Origin of the sequence: Flavobacterium sp. (assembly GCF_041392005.1) — a bacterium.
Lineage (GTDB): Bacteria > Bacteroidota > Bacteroidia > Flavobacteriales > Flavobacteriaceae > Flavobacterium.
The window spans coordinates 34,761-52,416 of the sequence record NZ_JAWKMX010000002.1 but is presented as its reverse complement, the minus strand read 5'-3'; the positions used below and the strand labels follow the sequence as shown (position 1 = coordinate 52,416).

The window sequence follows — 17,656 nt, the reverse complement described above, 5'->3', positions numbered from 1 at the left end:
AGCAATGGAAAACAATCCAAAATTTGCAGTAATTGGTGGTGGAAGTTGGGCAACTGCAATTGCAAAAATGTTGTGCGAAAACCAAAAAAAAATAGCTTGGTATATGCGTAGCACTTATGCGTTAGAGCATTTAAAACATCAATCGAATAATCCTAATTATTTAAGTTCGGTAGAGTTTGATGTAAAGCAATTACATTTAACGAACAACATAAATGAAGCGGTTGCGTTTGCCGATTATATCATTTTTGCTATTCCATCGGCTTTTTTAAGCGGCGAACTAGAAAACCTAACCGAAAGTTTAGATGGAAAAGTAATTTTTTCGGCCATAAAAGGAATTGTACCTGAAACAAGTTTAATTGTTGGCGAGCATTTTCATAAAAATTACAATATTCCATACGAAAATATTGGTGTTATTACAGGACCATGCCATGCCGAAGAAGTTGCTCTAGAACGTTTATCGTATTTAACTATTGCATGTTCTGAAAAAGATAAGGCAAAAATGCTAGCTAAAAACCTAAGTAGCCATTATATTAATGCAAAAATTTCCGATGATATTATTGGTACCGAATATGCTGCGGTATTGAAAAATATTTATGCAATTGCTGCGGGTATTGCTCACGGCTTAGGTTATGGCGATAATTTTCAAGCGGTTTTAATGAGTAATGCTATTCGCGAAATGAAAAAATTCATTCGTAAAGTGCATAAAATGAAACGAAACATTAATAATTCAGCTTATTTAGGCGATTTATTGGTTACGGGTTATTCTGTATTTTCTCGAAACCGAATGTTCGGGAATATGATTGGAAAAGGCTACACCGTAAAATCAGCTCAAATGGAGATGAGTATGGTTGCCGAAGGATATTATGCTTCTAAAAGTGCTTATAAACTCAATCAAGAATACGGTGCTAAAACGCCAATAATTGATGCTGTTTATGCTATTTTATACGAAAATAAAGAGCCCAAAAAAGTATTTAAAAAATTAACGGAAAAATTAGATTAAAAAACATGTCTTCGTTATATTTAAGTTAAGTTTCTGATTAACAGTTGTTTATGTTTTTTTACCTATTTTTTAAATAGCTTATTTTCAGGTAATTACATTGTTTTTCCTTGGTTTAAAAAAGCTCTTTTATATTTGTAAAAAAATAAACTATGGACCATTTAATTGATCACCCTGTTGTTATTGGTATTTTTACGGTAACAATAATTGCAATGTTACTTTTAGATTTAGGCGTTTTAAATAAAAAGGGGCATGCTATTTCATCGCGAGAAGCAGCCATTTGGTCTGCCATTTGGATTGGTTTAGCAATGGGTTTTAGTGCCATCATCTACTATACCATGGGCATTGAAAAATTTTCTCAATTTCAAGGCGCCTATTGGATAGAAAAAGCGTTATCGGTTGACAATCTGTTTATTTTTATTCTTGTTTTTAATTACTTTAATGTAGCAAAAGAAGCCCAGCACAAAGTACTCTTCTGGGGTGTTTTAGGCGCATTATTTTTTAGGGCTATTTTCATTTTTACAGGCGTTTGGATATTAAATTACACGTATTTACCCGAAATGGAATTGTTTGGTCATACGGTAAGAATAAACTATTTGCTTACTATTTTTGGTTTTATTTTAATTGGCGCTGGTATAAAATCGTGGTTTAGCCATAGTGAAGACGAAGGCGAAAAAGATTTTAGTAAGAGTGCAGGTGCTAAATTGGTTCACAAATTTTTTAAAGTAAGTAAAAACTTTGATGGCGATAAGTTTTTTACCATAGAAAATGGCGTAAAAATGGCAACACCTCTACTAGTTGTCGTTGCTATTATTGAACTTACCGATTTGCTGTTTGCGGTTGATAGTATTCCGGCTATTTTTGCTATTGCACCCGACGATCCTTTTATTTTATATACGTCGAATATTTTTGCTATTTTAGGCTTGCGTTCGTTGTACTTTTTATTAGCCAACTTTATGTATATGTTTAGTCGTTTGCATTACGGTTTGGCTTTAATTTTGGCTTTTATTGGAACCAAAATGATAATTGCGCCTTGGGTTCATATTTCGTCGACAGTATCTTTGGCTGTAGTGGGTACGATTTTGTTAATTTCTGTTCTTTGGTCAATTTTATTTCCAATTAAAGATTGATTTTACTCTTTAGTTAGCAGTTTTCAGTCGAAGTTAACAGAATTTTCAAATTGGCACATTTTCAAATTGATTAATTGATTTCAATCTCATCAATAAAAATAAAAGCATCGCCATTATACAGAAACCCTTGATGCCATTCGGGTAATTTCCCAAAATTACGTGCAATAACTTTTACATAACGTCCTTTTTTATTGATTTCGGCTGTTAGTTTTTGCGTTTGCACTTCATAATCGTTGGCGTTTACTTTATTTTTAACAGTTGCTGCTAAAGTGAAATTGATGTTGTCATCTGAAACATAATATTCAACTTGTGTTGGATATAAAATCCATGCGCGAGTGTCTTGTAAAAAACTAGCTGAAATACCTGAGATTTCGGTTTCTTTTTGCAAATCGATTACTGCTTCAAAATCTTGGCTTTGGTAACCTTGCCACTCGCCTTTACGCCAGTTTTCGTTACCGTAAATTCCGTCTAACAAACCTTCTGGGCCACCTGCATGATATTGTGGATTGTATTTTGATTTGAGTTCAACAGTGTAGTTGTTTGGTTTTTTAAAGAATTGAGCGGAAACAATTGAACTTTCTTGTTTTTTATTTACTACTTTGGCTAAAATTTGTTTCGATTCTGTAATTTCAAATGGTTTTGAATATTTAATCCATGTTGGTTTTCCTTCTAAGGCTTCTTTAAAAATATAATAAATTTCATCGTTTGGATTTTGAGACTTTAATTCAATCTTCAATTTGTTTTTAAACGATTTACTTTCGGCTTCAATTACCGGACAAGCTAAAATGTTTGAAGAATGAAAAGTATTCATCATTGTTGTTTGTCTAAATAGATAGGTGTTTTGGTCTGTTGGGTTTACATATTTTTGAATATCGCTAATTTTTAAATGAGTTCCATTTTCAAAAATAAATTGCCTTTGGAAATAATGGTTTTGTTGTGGTCCAATAATCTCCATTTTCAGGTAAAATGGAATACAATCGCTTCTCTTACATACCACGCCTCATTTGTCCGCAATCTTCGTTACCTATTAAACCATCAGGTGTGTTTTTGTAGAAGTATGCAAAAATATGGTGTATTACTTTTTCATTCGTTTTTTCGGGTTTTCCTACATAATTGTACAAATGCGCCATGTATTATTTAGGTTCGTTTCCATGTGCATATTGTCCTATTAGCCGTTACATCTACTGCTCTCTTCCTGTTGTTTTGCTTTCGCTGTTAAACATTTCGTCTAGTTTAGCTTCAAATTTTTCTGGTCCACCGTACGCTTGCAATCATACCGTCTATATCGTGCGGTACAAAAAAACGTATATTGCCAACCATTGCCTTCGGTAAAATTATTGTTCACGAGGGTCGAGGTTTGTCCCAACCGCCATTCTTTTTTGGGCGAATAAAACCGGTTTTTAATCGAAAAGGTTTTTCCAGCTTTGTGAACGCTTCATGAAATAGTGATAATCTTCTTGTTTATTTAGCATGAGCCATTTGCGCAATACACCAGTCGTCGTAAGCATATTCCACCGTTTTAGAAACACTTTCATGATCGTCATCAATAGAAATAAAACCGTTTTTTGTACCGCTTTCTAAACCTAATACATCACGTACGAATGCTTTACTCGCTTCGTAGCTTTTTCGTAATCAAACCCTTTAATGTTTTTTACCATCGCATCAGCAATTACAGAAACCGAATGATACCCAATCGTGAAATCGGTTTCATTGATGAACCAAACGGGTAATCTTCCTCCTTGTTCGTATTGTTTTGATAAAGGTATTGATATAATCGGCAGTGCGTTTTTTGTCGATTAGCGTATATAATGGATGCGCCGCTCTAAACGTATCCCAAAGCGAGAAAACCGTATAATAATCAGATCCTTTGACTTGATGAATTTGGTTGTCTGACCGCGATATTTTCCATCAAATCTTGAGCAATATTGGGTTGCATCATGGTGTGATATAACGCTGTATAGAAAATCGCTTATTTTTCTTTATCATTTAAAGTGACTTCTATCTTTGATAATTCTTTGTTCCAAAATTTGATAACTTCTTGATGCACTTTTTCAAAATCCCAATGTTTGATTTCAGAACTATTTAGTTTTGGCACCTTCATAACTTGTTGGTGAAAGTGCGACTTTAACTAAATTTTTTTCTCCCCTTTTTAACTTTTTTAGAAAAACTAAGTGCCAATTCATTCCTTTATGAATAGTGTAATTAATTACCTTATCTGATTTTGATAATTCATTTTCATCGGCACATTAAATTCAATTCGGGCATATATATGGTTTTGTGCCCAACTTCGCTTCTTCTAAGTAACACTTCAATGGTTTTGTCATCAATAATTCGTACTTCGCCTTCCAAAAAGTTTTATCGCGGTGATTCAAATCGAGAATAATATTGGCTAGTCCAATGACTAAACGTATATTCATGAAAACCCACGCAGTGATATGATTAAACGCACATCGATATCATGTTTGTCTAATTTTACTGAATAAAATCAAGTAGATGCTTTTTCATTGGCATGAGAAAAAAGAAAGAGAATACACTTTATTATCAAATGAAGGTTCGCCCATAGTTATTAACAAAATATCGCCATAATCGGATTTACCCGTACCATTTAAATGCGTGTGTGAAAAACCATAAATAATAGTGTCGGAATAATGATAGCCGCTACAACCATCCCAACTGCCATCAATTCGCGTATCAGGAGATAATTGCACCATGCCATAAGGAACTGTTGCTCCAGGAAAAAGAAAGTATGTCAAGACCGCCAGTTCCAATAAATGGATTGACGTGTTTGGCGAAATCTTGTGCTTGGGAAATCGTAGTAGTTAAAAAGCTAAGCAATAAATGGTTTTCATGTTTATTATTTTATTGAAGTTTTGTTATGTTCTTATTTTCTTTTTCAATAATTTATCATCAAAAAAGTATTCTATTTTTTTGAGTCAACGCTAATTTATTAAAATTCAAAATTGTTTTTCCGTTAAAATCAGTAATAAATGTTGGATAATAAAAACATGTGAACTGATGCTCCGACTAAAGGTTCGTTTCTGCTATAGCTTCTATGTTAACGAACTTTCTTCAAATTGACTAAATCAAATTGGAAAATCAAGACCCAAAAAAGAAAAGTTTTCTTCATTTTAAACTTTTTTCAAAGTATAAAATTGAGGAAAAAATATAGTATACAATCTTACTATTTAAAAAATGAGACGGAAATATGATTTTGGGAAGAAAAAGATTTTAGCTTCTAAGAGTTTTACTACAGAAACATAGGTTTTTTTCTTTTTTTTAGGCGTTTCACTTGTTTGAGGTAACAATAGGATTGGGTTGAATTTTAAACATATAAGAAAGTATAAGAAGTCCTTTGTCTATATGAGTTCATATAAGTTTCCTATGTTGACTATGTTTTCTATGTGGTGGAAAAAATATTACAGATGTTAACTCTTTACTCTGATTTTTCAAATGAATCAATCATTTTTAATGCTACTTTGGCAATTCCATTTTTAAAATTCCAACAAGCAATCTTTCGTAATATTCTTTGGCTTTTTTCCATCTCCAATTTGACTATATCCAAATGCAATATTATTTAAAATAGCTTTCTTTATAACCCATTTTGAAGAACTCAACAATAAATAACGATATTTGTCAAATAATTGTGTTGGCAGAAAAATCATAACTTTTTTTTGATAGTCAATCCTTCAAAAGAGCGATTTTCGTTATACAAAGACAAACCTTTTCTGACTTTGAGGTATAGGTTTTCTTAAAATATAACATAGATAAATAAGTAACGGCTCCATATAAAACAGCATTTTCCAGAAAAAATTTGATGAAACACCAATAGTAATAATCCCATGAATAAAAATTGTTGGAATTACCAAATATCCAAGCTGTTTGTTTAATTGTTGGTGTTTCTGAAGCCATGTTTAAAATCTAATTCGCAAAAACGCCTCTTTTATTGATAATTGGTACAAATCGGCAGTAGCACCATTAATAGAATTTACTCGAAACACAAAAAGTTTTATCACGTATAATTGTCGTTTGAAAAATAGGATAACATGATTCCGTTATTCAATTGCAATACGTTATTTTCTAATAATTCTACTTTAACGGCAGTTCTTGGTTCGACTTTAGCAAACGCGTGACGAAAAGTAGCTGTTTTACAGTTTCGCCATTAAGTCAACCATAAGCTCGTGAAACTACCATAGCCATTTCCAATTTTTGTTCGGTTTCATTTAATAGGTAAGCGTACCAAGAATTTTCCATAAAATCATCGTTCCATTCTTGTATTGCAACTATATGAACGCCTTCTACTTTGGGTATGATAATGTCTTTTTTCATATACCAGGGAAGTCAAATGTTGTAAAGTTGAACGTTGTAAAGTGACATTAAACTTTTCAACTTTTAACATTAAAACTTAATTTTATAAACTCGATTTAAATTGTTCTAAAAAGCGTACATCATTTTCATAAAACATACGAATATCGCCTATTTGATACAACAACATCGCAATACGCTCGATACCCATACCAAAAGCAAAACCGGTATATTCATCGGGATTGATATTACAATTTTTAAGTACGTTTGGATCAACCATTCCGCAGCCCATAATTTCGAGCCAACCCGTACCTTTTGTAATTCGATAATCAATTTCATTGTTTAGTCCCCAATAAATATCTACCTCAGCACTTGGCTCGGTAAAAGGAAAATATGACGGACGCAAACGAATTTTTGATTTACCAAACATTTCTTTGGTAAAATATAAAAGGGTTTGTTTTAAATCAGCAAACGAAACATCTTTATCTATATATAATCCTTCTACTTGGTGAAAAATACAGTGCGAACGTGAAGAAATATCTTCGTTTCTAAAAACCCTACCTGGCGAAATGGTTCTAATGGGTGGCTTGTTGTTTTCCATATAACGCACTTGCACCGATGACGTATGTGTGCGCAATAAAATATCGGGATTGGTTTGAATAAAAAACGTGTCTTGCATATCGCGTGCCGGATGGTATTCGGGCAGGTTTAATGCCGTAAAATTGTGCCAATCGTCTTCAATTTCTGGCCCTTCAGAAACATTAAATCCGATGGTTGAAAAAATGTCGATTATTTGATTTTTAACGATAGAAATAGGATGGCGTGAACCTAAATTAATGGGTTCTCCTGGGCGGGTAACATCGCCGTATACGCCTTTGGCTATTTCTTTGCTTTCTAATTGTTCTTGTAATTGAGCAACTTTTTCTTCGGCAGAAGTTTTTAGCTGATTGATTACTTGTCCAAACTCTTTTTTCATTTCGTTTGGTACATTTTTAAAATCGGCAAATAGGTCTTTTAATAATCCCTTACTCCCTAAATATTTAATTCGGAATTCTTCTACTTTTTCTTTATTATCGGCATTGAAAGCTTTTACTTCTTCAATATAATTTTTAATCTTTTCTATCATGACATTCGTTCTGAAAGGTGCAAATTTACGTTTTTTTAGTAATTAGTAAAGAGTAATTAGTGAATAGTCAACCTTTAACTTAAAGAATTTTTTAAAAAGCTAATTACTGTTCACTATTTACTAATCACTGTATAAGTTCTTTTTCGAGGAAATAATTTACAATAGCTTCTTTCATTAAAACCGCTTGTTCGCCAGGCTTTAATGCAGGTAATTGTTCTTTAACTTTGTAATGTGGCCAACCATCGTTGTCGAAAAAATCGAATTCGTAATAACCGTAGGGTTCTAATAAACGACATATTGCAATGTGCATAAGGTTTACTTTGTCGTCTTTTTTAAATGTTTGTTTAAATTTACCCAATTCTTGCACACCTATCAAATAGATGATGCCGTCTAAATCGAGTGCTTCGCCATCTGTAAATTTAGCTGAAAGTATCGTTACCACGTTTTCCCAACGTTCTTTTAATTGTTCGTCTCGAGACATTTTTGAAAATTATGAATAATGAATAATGAATTATGAGTTCATTATTCAAAAAATGAACTGCAAAGATACGTTTGAAATTTGAGTTTCAACAATTCTTTTATCTTTGTTCTTTCATCTATTTTCTCGAAAACATGAGTTTTATTGATATTATTTTTGCTGTTTTATTATGTATTGCACTTTACAAAGGCATAAAAAATGGACTTTTTGTAGAGTTAGCTTCGCTTGTCGCATTGATTATTGGAATTTTTGTAGCGATTAAATTCTCTTATTTAACAAAAGAAATATTAGAAACCAAAGTAAGTTGGCATCCTAAATACATTGAAATAACAGCTTTTGTTTTAACTTTTTTACTCGTTGTAATTGCTATTCATTTATCGGCTAAATTATTAACTAAAATTGCTGATTTTGCTTATTTAGGTTGGTTAAATAAACTTGCTGGTGCTTTTTTTAGCTGTTTAAAAACTATTTTAGCGTTGAGTATTGTTATTTTGGTTTTTGAAAAGATAAACCTCAACAATATGTTGGTAAAACAAGAAACGCTAGACGAATCTATTTTTTACAATCCAACGAAAGAAATATCTGCTTTTTTGTATCCAAAAATTGAAGAATGGTATGAGAAAAGTCGTCAGTCGTCAGTTGACAGTGAACAGTCGCAGTCTGAAAAAGTAGAAAACGAAAATTAAATTTCACTATTTATTAGCCTAATTATTTTATTAAAATCTTCATCATATTTATTTGGAATTTTATAATCCCAAATTCCTTGATTCTTTTTTGTTACTCTTAAAATTAAGGGTTCTTCAGTAGTATATTTTCCTGCTATTGGAGAAAAGGTGTTGAACAATTGATTAAACCAATTTTTTTGTGGGTTAATAACCTTAACTGATTCCATTTCGTAAAACTTAAAAACTCTAAATTCCCAATAATCAATTGCTTTTATTTCAAAGTAATCATTATATATTTTGATAATTGGATAGCCTTTTGCTTCAAAAATGATTGGTTCTTCCATTTTTAATTTCTGAAAACTGTTAACTGAACACTGTAAACTATTCCTTCAACTCTTTAATCGCTTCTTTTTTAACCCAACCTTCGGTTTTGTCGGTTAGTTGAATACGTTTCCAGTTGTTGAGTTCTTCTTTTACATATACTTTTGTTCCTTCGTGTAGTTCAAAAGCATTTTCGGCGCTGTTTTTAGGTTCTGCTTTTACAAAAGTGCTTTCCACAAAAACAATGGCTGGGCGAATATTGGCATCAAATCGTTTCTGTAAATATGCTGAAAGAATGCTTACAAATAAAACGCCTAACAAAACAAACATTCCCACAAAAAAGGCTCGTTTAATGTTAGTATAAGAAGAAAAATAATATCCAATAAAGAACATCAAAAAAGCAATTGCGCATGTAACGCTTATCCACGCCCATGTATTGTATGAGAACATAGATGTAAAATTGTAAACCAGTTTAGAAAAGCCAACTTCTGGAACCACTTTTATATCGTCTATTGCCATTTTTTGGGCGAAATGTAAATTGGTTTGAATGGCTTCATCATTCGGGTTTAACAACAATGCTTTTTCTAAGTTAAAGATTGCTGGTGCAACTTTTCCTAATTTGTAATATGCGTTTCCAAGATTATAATACAATTCTGCAGAGGCTACTTTTTGAGTTTCTAAAATGGATTCGTATTGCGAAGCGGCTAATTCATATTTTTCTTGACGATAGTTTTCGTTTGCTTTCTCAAAAAGGATTTGTGCTGCGTTTTGAGCTAAAACAAAATTTGAAATTAAAATGGCTATGTAAACTAAAATCTTTTTCATTATTTAACCATAAAGGTCACAAAGATTGTACAAAGAACACTATAAAGTTCCGTTAATAACTCTCTTTACTCCTTCTTTTAAAAGTTTAACATTAAAATTAATTAGTAATCCAAGCTTACAATCTGTAAGTTTTAAATATGTTAAGAGTTGTGCTAAATGAACATCATTAATAGCTTCAACTGACTTTATTTCAACTATAAATTTATTTTCTATAATAATATCTACTCTGTAACCAACTTCTAACTTTACATCTTCATAAATTAAAGGAAGTGGTTTTTGTTTTTCAATTATTAAATTCGTTTTCTTTAATTCATAAAATAAACATTCTTCGTAAGCGCTTTCGAGTAAACCAGGACCAAGAGATTTGTGAACTTTTAAAGCACAATCAAAAACAATTTTTGAAATTTCTTGTTCGCTAATATTTTCTTTGTGAGCTTCGTGCATACTTAGTGGCAATTTATTGCTTGTGGTTAAGCAATCTGTTTTTCTAAATCCGCTATTAACGTAACGGCTCTATCGTAATCTTTTTGCATCGCAACATCTGATGATGGCGTGTAACGTGCAAATTCGCAATCGTTCATTAAGGCAATAAATTCAGAAACAATTTCACTATTAGCATTTTTAGCCAATAATAATTCTTGAATATTTTCCTTACTCATTTCTGAAGTTTCTAAATGCAATTTTGCTTTTAAGAAGTTGTGCATTGCTTTTTCCATTGCCATATAAAATGGCACTTTGTTCCCTAATTGTTTTTTAGCTTCGGAAAGGAATTTTTTAGCCAATTTCGTATTTCTACGAATTTTATTTCCTACCACATCGGCGTCGATGGTTTCTTTTTTCTTCTTCGCTAAAATAATTATTGGAATTAGTAAAAACGGTGCAAAAAGTAACGTATAAAATTTACCGCTTCCAAAGAAATCTTCTTTTGCGATAGGCTGAAATTCCGAATTTAATTTAATGAATTGGAAAGTATTGTATTTTTCAACTTTTTGCTTATTAGCTGATGAATTATCGCTTGAAGCAATAGTTTCTTTTCCTTGTAAAACATTAATTTCAATCGTTTCTGAAGTTATGGTTTTATACGATTTTGTAGCCAAATCAAAATAGGAGAATTCAATAGGTTTAATCGTATATTTTCCTTTTACTTGTGGAACAATTGTATAAGTATCTGAAATTTTTCCTGTCATTCCAGAAAGTGGTGTTTGTACTTGTTCTTGATGCTGCGGATCGAAAACCTCGAAAGCACTAGGAAATTCGGGTTTTGGTAAATTAAATAATTTTAAATTACCGTTACCCGAAACACTAATTTCTAAGTCTAATGATTCACCGCTTTTTAATTCTGTTTTTGACGGTTTTATTTTAAAATCGAAACTTCCTACAGCTCCTGTAAAACTTGCTGGTTTTCCTTCTTCTGGCAAAGGCTTTACCGTAATTGATTTAGCACCAGCCGAAACGGTTTTGGCTACTTTTTCATAATCCATAACCGAAAAGAAACCTCCCATGTTTTTTCGAGTAGGTACTAAAACATCTAAATCGATTTTTAAGGGTTCAAGTGGCTTTACACCTGTTTCTTGCGGATATAGTAATACTTTTCGCCAAACCACCATAGCGTAGTCTTTTCCGTTGTACGTTCCTGGAACAGCTTCTAGTTTGGCAATATCGATATGCTGACTCCAGAAACCATTGTATTTTGGATTTTCTACTTCGCGAACATTTTGTACCGTAAATCGAGGGTCGAAATACAGTTTATATACAACGGTTATTGGTTGGTTTAAATAAGGATTTCCGTTTGATACCTCGGCAACTAAATGAATGCCTTCTCCTGCTTTATAATCGGGGCTATTAGGGTCTTTTGGAACCGCAATAGCATCGGTTACTTTTATGGTAACTGCATTGGTTTTATATATTTTGCCGTCGTATTCTATGGCTGCGGGTTTTATCGTTAGATTTCCCTTTTGGCGTGGTTGTAATACATAGGTGTAGCTTCTGTTGAATGATTTTACACCGTTTATCCACGAAAAATTAGTCGATTGAAATGGGCCGCCTACTACTTGAAATCCTGCAAAATCGGGTTGTTCAAAATTATCTCCATCTTGATTAATAGAAAAAGTAATTCTTACTTTTTCGTTGAGCCCTACGGTAGTTTTATCAACTTTTGCTTCAAATTTTACTTCTTGTGCAAAAATTGTACTTGTTATTAAAAATACTATGTAATAATATATTTTGTTCATTTTATTTAGATTCTTAACTTCGTTTTGAGATTCCGAAATCAACGATTCAGCGTAGCTAAACGAGTTCAGAATGACAAAAAATGTGTTACCAATCTTTATCGTTAGTTACCGGTTGTGCTTTTACTTTTTTTGCATTTATTTTATCTTGAATTTTCTTTTCGGCATTATTTACAGCATCTAATAAGTTTTCTATTTGTTGTTTGTTGGCTCCGCTTGGTTTAGGTTGTGAGTTTTGTTTATCTTCTTTGTCATCGCCTTCTCCTTTATCCTCTTTGTCGTTACCTTTATCTTGTTTGTCTTTTTCGTTATTGCCTTTATCGTTTTCTTTTTTATCTTGGTCGTTGCCTTTGTCTTGCTTATCTTGATTGTCGCCTTTATCTTTGTCTTGATTTTGGTTTTGTTGGTCGTTTTTATCGTTTCCGCCTTTTTTATCTTGGTTGTCGTTTCCTTGTGGCGGATTTTCTTTTAATTTTTGTTTAGCCAATGCGTAGTTATAACGTGTTTCTTCGTCGTAAGGATTGTTTCGCAGTGCATTTTTATAGGCTTCTACAGCTGCTTGATAGTTTTCTTCTTGCATAAAAGTATTGCCCAAGTTATGGTACGCTTTGTGTTTTTCTTCTTTCGTTTTTGCAACTTCTATTGAATTGAGATATTTATATTTTGCTTCGCCTGGTTTGTTTTGACGGTAAATACTGTTGCCTAAATTATAATCTGAAATAGCTTTTTTTTCTAAATTATTGGATTGTGCTATTCTAAAATCGGCTTCTGCATCGATATACTTTTTCTTATCGAATGCAACTGTTCCGTTATACAAATTTTGATCTTTGTTTTGGGCAAAAATTAAAGTTGTAATTAAAAAAACCAGATATGTTGTTATTTTGTTCATTTTATTTATCTAAAACTATGTTTTTTAAATTCCGAAACAAGTTCGGAAAGACAAAGATTGATATTATTTTTCGTTAAATAAATTTAGTTTTTGTAACCACGCTGTTTTTCTTTCTAAAAAGAATACATCTAATAACAATAATGCAAAAGCAATGCCAATAAACCATTGGTATTGTGTTTGATATTCGGCAACTTGCTGGGTTTCGAATTCTGTTTTTTCGATATTATCTAAAGCATTTTTTATTTTTTCTATTACTTCTTTAGTCGATTTCCCTTCGATATAACCACCATTTGCTTCATTAGCAATATTTTCGAGTGTATCTTTATTAAGTTTTGTAATTACGGTTTCACCGTCTTTGTCTTTTTTATATTCGGTAACTTGACCGTTTATTTTTTTTATTGGTATTATTCCTCCGTTTATTGTTCCTACACCTATAGTAATAATTTTTATACCCAATTCTTGTGCAATTTTACTGGCTTCTTCAGCGCCTTCTCCATGATCTTCTCCATCGGAAACTAAAACAATAAGTTTGCTGGTGTCGTCTGCATCAAAACTTTGCGAGGCTAATCGAATAGCGTCGTTTAGCGCTGTTCCTTGCGATGAAACCATATTTGTATTCATGTTTTGTAAATACATTTTAGCTATGCTATAATCGGTTGTCATTGGTAAAACCGGATAAGCACTACCAGCATAGCCCACAATGCCAATTCTGTCGTTTCCTAAGTTGTTAATAATTTGATTTACTATTTGTTTAGCTTTTTCTAATCGATTAGGGGCAACGTCTTCTGCGAGCATACTTTTAGAAATATCAACGGCAAAAACAATATCGATTCCTTGTCGTTTTACCGTTTCCATTTTGGTTCCAATTTTTGGATTAACCAATGCAATAATAATAGCAATTAAGGCTAAAGCAACTACTACAAATTTTAAAGTAAATTTAAAAAACGATGTATTAGGTGCTAATTTTTTTAATAGGTTGTCGTTAGCAAATTCGCGTTGTTTTTTTCGTTTCCAAAACAATTGAAATAAAAACAATATTGTTAATGCTACAACAAGTAGTAAAAGATATAAATATTTTGGTTCTTCTAGTTGATACATTTTTAAATTCTTAAATAAAACTTCTAAAAACTGTTTGGCGCAACAGTATTTCGAACATTAAAAAGCCTAAAGCTAAAAACACCCAAAACTTAAATTTTTCGTCATAATTAAAATACTTTTGCTCTTGAATTTCGGTTGTTTCTAATTTGTTTATTTCGGTATAAATTTCTTCTAGTTTTTTGTTGCTCGTTGCTCTAAAGTATTTACCATCTGTTGTTTTTGCTATTTCTTTCATTAAAGCCTCATCTATTTCTACGGGCATATTTCTAAAAACAAACTGACCTGTTGTAGGGTTTTTGCCTACAGGAAATGCGGCTGTTCCGTTTGTTCCTATTCCAATAGTATATACTTTAATTCCGTATTCTTTTGCGATACTGGCAGCCATACGCGGGTCTATAGTTCCTGAATTGTTTACACCATCGGTTAATAGAATAATTACGCGGCTTTTTGCTTTGCTTTCTTTTAACCGATTAATTGCTGTGGCTAAACCAACGCCAATTCCTGTTCCGTCTTGCAAAATACTATCGTCGTATTGTATGGTTTCTAACGAATGTTGTACCATGGTTTTATCTGAAGTAACGGGCGTTCGTGTATAACTTTCGCCAGCATAAACCACTAGTCCAATACGGTCGTTTACTCTATCTTGAATAAATTTTGAGGCAACTCGTTTTAATGCTTCTAATCTATCGGGTTTTAAATCTCTAGCGAGCATACTGCCTGAAACATCTATAGCCATAACAATATCGATACCACGAGTAGTTTTAGATTTTGCCGTTACCGCTACAGTTCTTGGTCGTGCCAATGCTACAATTAAGGCACTTAATGCTAGTAAACGCAATACAAACAATAATGGTTTTAACTTGGGTAGTATTGATGTGCTTTTAAACGCTTTTGTTTCGCTTATTTTTAATGTTGCCGTTTGTTGATTTCGCTTCCAAATATACCAAGCTATTGCTAATGGTAGTACCAAAAACAACCAGAAAAATTCGGGATGTAAAAAGGTTATGTTATTCATTATTTGGAACTGTTTGTTTTAATTTTATAGATTGTTCTACTCTTGTCATTATAGCTTCTGCATTTTCATCGTCTGGCACAATAATTACTACTTTATGTATGCCTGCTTCTTGTTTTAAGAACAGTGCTGTAAATTTATAACTGCTAGTATCTCCTGTTATACCAAAACTTCCTGTTAATTTTTTACCTTCAATTTTTTCGTTTTCAATGGTAAAATCTTCCTCTTTTGGCAAAACATTTACGGCATTTAATCCTTTTATTAATTGTGCTAAAAATTCTTTGGAAAGCATTTCTAAGGAAATTGGCAAACTTATTTCGCTTTTTTCTTGTTTTAAAACAGTAACATCTATAGATACTTTAGAAGTACTATCTGCCAAAATAAAACGGTTAATATTTAAAAAGCTGTTTTTGTTGTTTGCTTCGCGTATTAAAACTTTTGGTGTTGTAATAACAATAGCTGGATCGCCATAATCGGAAGTTATCCATTCGTTTTCTAATAACGACGCTGTGCTGTTTCCAATAAATTTATCGCGAAGATAACTTGTGCCTTGTGTTACCAAAAAGAAAACTGCCACAACTCCTAACAACATAGCAACTGCCGAAAGTGGAATTAAAATACGCTGTAGTTTTTGTTTTTTTGCTCTTTTTCTTTTTAACTCTTCTGCAAACAAATTTTCAGACTCGTCTTCGGTTCGTGGAATCGCTTTATCTAACGACATTAAAAAGGTGTCAATTGTTTTTTTGTCTGTTTCAATTTCAAAGTCAAGCGGTTTCGATTTTGCAAACTTAACCAAATCGGCGGTTGCCATTACTTTTTTAAATTGGTCGAGTGTTTGTCGGCTTAGTTTAATTTTTTTGTTTTTAATTGCTACAACTAAAGCATCGTATAATTCTGAAGATGTACTTTCCATGGCTGGCACTTCTACTTCTTCTTCAATATAGGTTCTAGTAATATCGGTAAGTTCCGAATAATAGGCTTTTGTTTCTCCTTTTTGCCACAATTGTTTTTGTTCTAATTCTTGTAGTTGTGTTAATGCTTTTTCAATGGGAGAAGCATATAAAATGGCTTCTTTTTCGTTTTGTTTTTTTTGGTTTTTCTTTATAAAATAATATAGCCCGTAGCCTAAAATACAAGCGACTAAAAAAACCAACAATATCCACAACCACCAGTAATTTGTAGGTTTCTCAACCGAAACAATAGGTTTTATATCGTACATTTGTTGTTTTGTAGTATCGACCACAATATTATTAACAACAATAGCAAACGAATCGGTTTTTATTGCTTTTTCATTAATGATTACACTTAGTGGCGGAATGGTATAACGACCAGAATCGAATTGTGTTAATCCGTATTTTTTTATCAATTCAAATTTTCCTTCGCTTTTTATCGTGTCAATTGGGTTTGATTCTAATACTTCTAAAGCACCAAACATTTGTCCTTCGGGAAAGGAAACTCTATCGGTTGGTTTTACATTGGCTTTTATCGTTAAATTAAATTGTGAACCAATTTTAATTGCTGTTGAATCGATTGAAGATGTTATCGATTGTGAAAATGAAAATGTATTTATTAAGAAGAATAAAATTATTAGACATCTCGACTTCTCTCGATGGAACAAAGTTGTGTTAATTAGAATAATACTTTTGAAATCTTTATTTAGTTTCATTGCCTTTCTCCTTTTATCTTTTTTCTAATTTCTCTAAATTAATTTCTAGCTTTAAAGTATCCTAATAGTTTGGTTACGTAACTTTCATCAACCCTAGAACTTATAGTGCCTGCACCACATTTTGAAAAAACATAACTAAAATATTTTACATTGTTATGGTAATGTTCTTCGTAATTTCTTCTTACCGATTTTGATGACGTATTTACTAGCATTGTATTTCCAGTTTCAGAATCGAGCATGTTTACTAAACCAATGTTTGGCAGGCTTTCTTCGCGTTTATCAAAAACCCTAATTCCTGTTACATCGTGTTTTTTGGAAGCAATTTTTAAGGTGTGCTCATAATCTTTCGACATAAAATCAGAAATTAAAAACACAATTGCTTTTTTCTTCATAACACTCGATAAAAATTTTAATGCTTGTGCAATATCGGTTTTTTTACTTTTCGGTTGAAATTCTATTAACTCGCGAATAATTCGCAATACGTGCGATTTTCCTTTTTTAGGCGGAATAAACAACTCTATTTCATCGGAAAAAAGAATTAATCCTACTTTATCGTTGTTTTGTGTAGAAGAAAAAGCTAAAGTAGCCGCAATTTCGGTAATTACTTCACTTTTTAGCTGATTTTGCGTGCCAAAACTTTCCGAACCACTACAATCGACTAGCAACATCATCGTTAGCTCCCGTTCTTCTTCGAATACTTTTATATACGGTTCGTTATAACGCGCTGTTACGTTCCAATCGATTGCCCGAACGTCGTCGCCATATTGGTATTGGCGTACTTCAGAAAACGTCATACCACGTCCTTTAAACGATGTATGGTATTCGCCCGAAAAGATATGATCACTTAATCTTCGGGTTTTTATTTCGATTTTTCGTACTTTCTTTAAAATTTCTTTAGTATCCATTTTTTTTAGTCTTA

22 protein-coding genes are annotated in these 17,656 nt (G+C 32.3%); 3 read left to right on the top strand and 19 right to left on the bottom strand.

The window, feature by feature from the left end:
* Positions 1-4 precede the first annotated feature (4 nt).
* Together R2808_RS01770 and R2808_RS01765 are read left to right on the top strand one after the other, a co-directional pair.
* On the top strand, positions 5-1,000 hold the full coding sequence (locus R2808_RS01770) for an NAD(P)H-dependent glycerol-3-phosphate dehydrogenase (protein ID WP_371269215.1): 996 nt from the start codon (positions 5-7) through the stop codon (positions 998-1,000).
* Between the two features lie 149 nt (positions 1,001-1,149).
* Positions 1,150-2,127 (top strand): TerC/Alx family metal homeostasis membrane protein, encoded by a 978-nt coding sequence (locus tag R2808_RS01765; protein ID WP_371269214.1) that lies wholly within the window; start codon positions 1,150-1,152, stop codon positions 2,125-2,127.
* A gap of 70 nt (positions 2,128-2,197) precedes the next feature.
* On the opposite strand, the gene R2808_RS01760 is transcribed toward R2808_RS01765, so the two are convergent.
* From R2808_RS01760 to R2808_RS01715, 10 genes are all read right to left on the bottom strand, one after another.
* Entirely contained in the window at positions 2,198-3,082 is an 885-nt protein-coding gene (locus R2808_RS01760; protein ID WP_371269213.1) for a discoidin domain-containing protein, read from the bottom strand.
* Positions 3,083-3,113: 31 nt separating this feature from the next.
* Positions 3,114-3,257 carry a glycoside hydrolase domain-containing protein gene (locus R2808_RS01755; RefSeq protein ID WP_371269212.1) on the bottom strand — a complete coding sequence of 48 codons (144 nt, stop codon included), beginning with the start codon at positions 3,255-3,257 and terminating at the stop codon, positions 3,114-3,116.
* Positions 3,258-3,588: 331 nt separating this feature from the next.
* Positions 3,589-3,675, bottom strand: a complete 87-nt coding sequence (locus R2808_RS01750) for a glycoside hydrolase domain-containing protein (protein ID WP_371269374.1) — start codon at positions 3,673-3,675, stop codon at positions 3,589-3,591.
* A gap of 35 nt (positions 3,676-3,710) precedes the next feature.
* Complete coding sequence (locus R2808_RS01745; protein WP_371269373.1) at positions 3,711-3,842, bottom strand: glycoside hydrolase domain-containing protein; 132 nt, start codon at positions 3,840-3,842, stop codon at positions 3,711-3,713.
* On the bottom strand, positions 3,835-4,008 hold the full coding sequence (locus R2808_RS01740; RefSeq protein WP_371269372.1) for a glycoside hydrolase domain-containing protein: 174 nt from the start codon (positions 4,006-4,008) through the stop codon (positions 3,835-3,837). The genes R2808_RS01745 and R2808_RS01740 overlap by 8 nt, the downstream gene beginning before the upstream one ends.
* Positions 4,009-4,096: 88 nt before the next feature.
* Positions 4,097-4,228 carry a glycoside hydrolase domain-containing protein gene (locus tag R2808_RS01735; protein WP_371269211.1) on the bottom strand — a complete coding sequence of 44 codons (132 nt, stop codon included), beginning with the start codon at positions 4,226-4,228 and terminating at the stop codon, positions 4,097-4,099.
* A 400-nt stretch (positions 4,229-4,628) separates the two neighbouring features.
* Positions 4,629-4,880 carry a hypothetical protein gene (locus R2808_RS01730; RefSeq protein ID WP_371269210.1) on the bottom strand — a complete coding sequence of 84 codons (252 nt, stop codon included), beginning with the start codon at positions 4,878-4,880 and terminating at the stop codon, positions 4,629-4,631.
* Between the two features lie 1,411 nt (positions 4,881-6,291).
* Entirely contained in the window at positions 6,292-6,453 is a 162-nt protein-coding gene (locus R2808_RS01725) for a hypothetical protein (protein ID WP_371269209.1), read from the bottom strand.
* Positions 6,454-6,535: 82 nt separating this feature from the next.
* Positions 6,536-7,555 carry a phenylalanine--tRNA ligase subunit alpha gene (gene pheS, locus R2808_RS01720; protein WP_371269208.1) on the bottom strand — a complete coding sequence of 340 codons (1,020 nt, stop codon included), beginning with the start codon at positions 7,553-7,555 and terminating at the stop codon, positions 6,536-6,538.
* 124 nt (positions 7,556-7,679) lie between these two features.
* The gene (locus R2808_RS01715) at positions 7,680-8,036 is read right to left on the bottom strand and encodes a hypothetical protein (RefSeq protein WP_371269207.1); all 357 of its coding nucleotides are present in this window, start codon (positions 8,034-8,036) and stop codon (positions 7,680-7,682) included.
* 131 nt (positions 8,037-8,167) lie between these two features.
* On the opposite strand from R2808_RS01715, the gene R2808_RS01710 reads away from it, so the two are divergent.
* Positions 8,168-8,719, top strand: a complete 552-nt coding sequence (locus R2808_RS01710) for a CvpA family protein (RefSeq protein ID WP_371269206.1) — start codon at positions 8,168-8,170, stop codon at positions 8,717-8,719.
* Here R2808_RS01710 and R2808_RS01705 read toward each other — a convergent pair.
* The 9 genes from R2808_RS01705 to R2808_RS01665 all read right to left on the bottom strand — a co-directional run bounded on the left by R2808_RS01705 (position 8,716) and on the right by R2808_RS01665 (position 17,642).
* Positions 8,716-9,042, bottom strand: coding sequence for a hypothetical protein (locus tag R2808_RS01705; protein WP_371269205.1), 327 nt, complete (start codon positions 9,040-9,042; stop codon positions 8,716-8,718). The genes R2808_RS01710 and R2808_RS01705 overlap by 4 nt on opposite strands.
* Before the next feature lie 37 nt (positions 9,043-9,079).
* Positions 9,080-9,844: a tetratricopeptide repeat protein gene (locus tag R2808_RS01700; RefSeq protein ID WP_371269204.1), complete on the bottom strand. Its 765-nt coding sequence runs from the start codon at positions 9,842-9,844 to the stop codon at positions 9,080-9,082.
* 39 nt (positions 9,845-9,883) lie between these two features.
* Entirely contained in the window at positions 9,884-10,288 is a 405-nt protein-coding gene (locus R2808_RS01695; RefSeq protein ID WP_371269203.1) for a GxxExxY protein, read from the bottom strand.
* 26 nt (positions 10,289-10,314) lie between these two features.
* Positions 10,315-12,075 (bottom strand): BatD family protein, encoded by a 1,761-nt coding sequence (locus R2808_RS01690; protein WP_371269202.1) that lies wholly within the window; start codon positions 12,073-12,075, stop codon positions 10,315-10,317.
* 85 nt (positions 12,076-12,160) lie between these two features.
* Positions 12,161-12,961, bottom strand: coding sequence for a tetratricopeptide repeat protein (locus R2808_RS01685; RefSeq protein ID WP_371269201.1), 801 nt, complete (start codon positions 12,959-12,961; stop codon positions 12,161-12,163).
* Positions 12,962-13,024: 63 nt separating this feature from the next.
* Positions 13,025-14,059 (bottom strand): VWA domain-containing protein, encoded by a 1,035-nt coding sequence (locus R2808_RS01680; protein WP_371269200.1) that lies wholly within the window; start codon positions 14,057-14,059, stop codon positions 13,025-13,027.
* Between the two features lie 10 nt (positions 14,060-14,069).
* On the bottom strand, positions 14,070-15,074 hold the full coding sequence (locus R2808_RS01675; protein WP_371269199.1) for a VWA domain-containing protein: 1,005 nt from the start codon (positions 15,072-15,074) through the stop codon (positions 14,070-14,072).
* On the bottom strand, positions 15,067-16,737 hold the full coding sequence (locus R2808_RS01670) for a BatD family protein (protein ID WP_371269198.1): 1,671 nt from the start codon (positions 16,735-16,737) through the stop codon (positions 15,067-15,069). Before R2808_RS01670 ends, R2808_RS01675 begins: the two co-directional genes overlap by 8 nt.
* A 38-nt stretch (positions 16,738-16,775) precedes the next feature.
* Positions 16,776-17,642, bottom strand: a complete 867-nt coding sequence (locus R2808_RS01665; RefSeq protein WP_371269197.1) for a DUF58 domain-containing protein — start codon at positions 17,640-17,642, stop codon at positions 16,776-16,778.
* Positions 17,643-17,656 lie beyond the last annotated feature (14 nt).

Excerpts from the sequence above, each read along its gene's own strand:
- R2808_RS01770 (WP_371269215.1), top strand. The coding sequence starts at position 5 with ATGGAAAACAATCCAAAATTTGCAGTAATTGGTGGTGGAAGTTGGGCA.
- R2808_RS01765 (WP_371269214.1), top strand. The coding sequence starts at position 1,150 with ATGGACCATTTAATTGATCACCCTGTTGTTATTGGTATTTTTACGGTA.
- R2808_RS01760 (WP_371269213.1), bottom strand. The coding sequence starts at position 3,082 with ATGGAGATTATTGGACCACAACAAAACCATTATTTCCAAAGGCAATTT.
- R2808_RS01755 (WP_371269212.1), bottom strand. The coding sequence starts at position 3,257 with ATGGCGCATTTGTACAATTATGTAGGAAAACCCGAAAAAACGAATGAA.
- R2808_RS01735 (WP_371269211.1), bottom strand. The coding sequence starts at position 4,228 with ATGAAGGTGCCAAAACTAAATAGTTCTGAAATCAAACATTGGGATTTT.
- R2808_RS01725 (WP_371269209.1), bottom strand. The coding sequence starts at position 6,453 with ATGAAAAAAGACATTATCATACCCAAAGTAGAAGGCGTTCATATAGTT.
- pheS (WP_371269208.1), bottom strand. The coding sequence starts at position 7,555 with ATGATAGAAAAGATTAAAAATTATATTGAAGAAGTAAAAGCTTTCAAT.
- R2808_RS01715 (WP_371269207.1), bottom strand. The coding sequence starts at position 8,036 with ATGTCTCGAGACGAACAATTAAAAGAACGTTGGGAAAACGTGGTAACG.
- R2808_RS01710 (WP_371269206.1), top strand. The coding sequence starts at position 8,168 with ATGAGTTTTATTGATATTATTTTTGCTGTTTTATTATGTATTGCACTT.
- R2808_RS01705 (WP_371269205.1), bottom strand. The coding sequence starts at position 9,042 with ATGGAAGAACCAATCATTTTTGAAGCAAAAGGCTATCCAATTATCAAA.
- R2808_RS01700 (WP_371269204.1), bottom strand. The coding sequence starts at position 9,844 with ATGAAAAAGATTTTAGTTTACATAGCCATTTTAATTTCAAATTTTGTT.
- R2808_RS01695 (WP_371269203.1), bottom strand. The coding sequence starts at position 10,288 with ATGCACGAAGCTCACAAAGAAAATATTAGCGAACAAGAAATTTCAAAA.
- R2808_RS01690 (WP_371269202.1), bottom strand. The coding sequence starts at position 12,075 with ATGAACAAAATATATTATTACATAGTATTTTTAATAACAAGTACAATT.
- R2808_RS01685 (WP_371269201.1), bottom strand. The coding sequence starts at position 12,961 with ATGAACAAAATAACAACATATCTGGTTTTTTTAATTACAACTTTAATT.
- R2808_RS01680 (WP_371269200.1), bottom strand. The coding sequence starts at position 14,059 with ATGTATCAACTAGAAGAACCAAAATATTTATATCTTTTACTACTTGTT.
- R2808_RS01675 (WP_371269199.1), bottom strand. The coding sequence starts at position 15,074 with ATGAATAACATAACCTTTTTACATCCCGAATTTTTCTGGTTGTTTTTG.
- R2808_RS01670 (WP_371269198.1), bottom strand. The coding sequence starts at position 16,737 with ATGAAACTAAATAAAGATTTCAAAAGTATTATTCTAATTAACACAACT.
- R2808_RS01665 (WP_371269197.1), bottom strand. The coding sequence starts at position 17,642 with ATGGATACTAAAGAAATTTTAAAGAAAGTACGAAAAATCGAAATAAAA.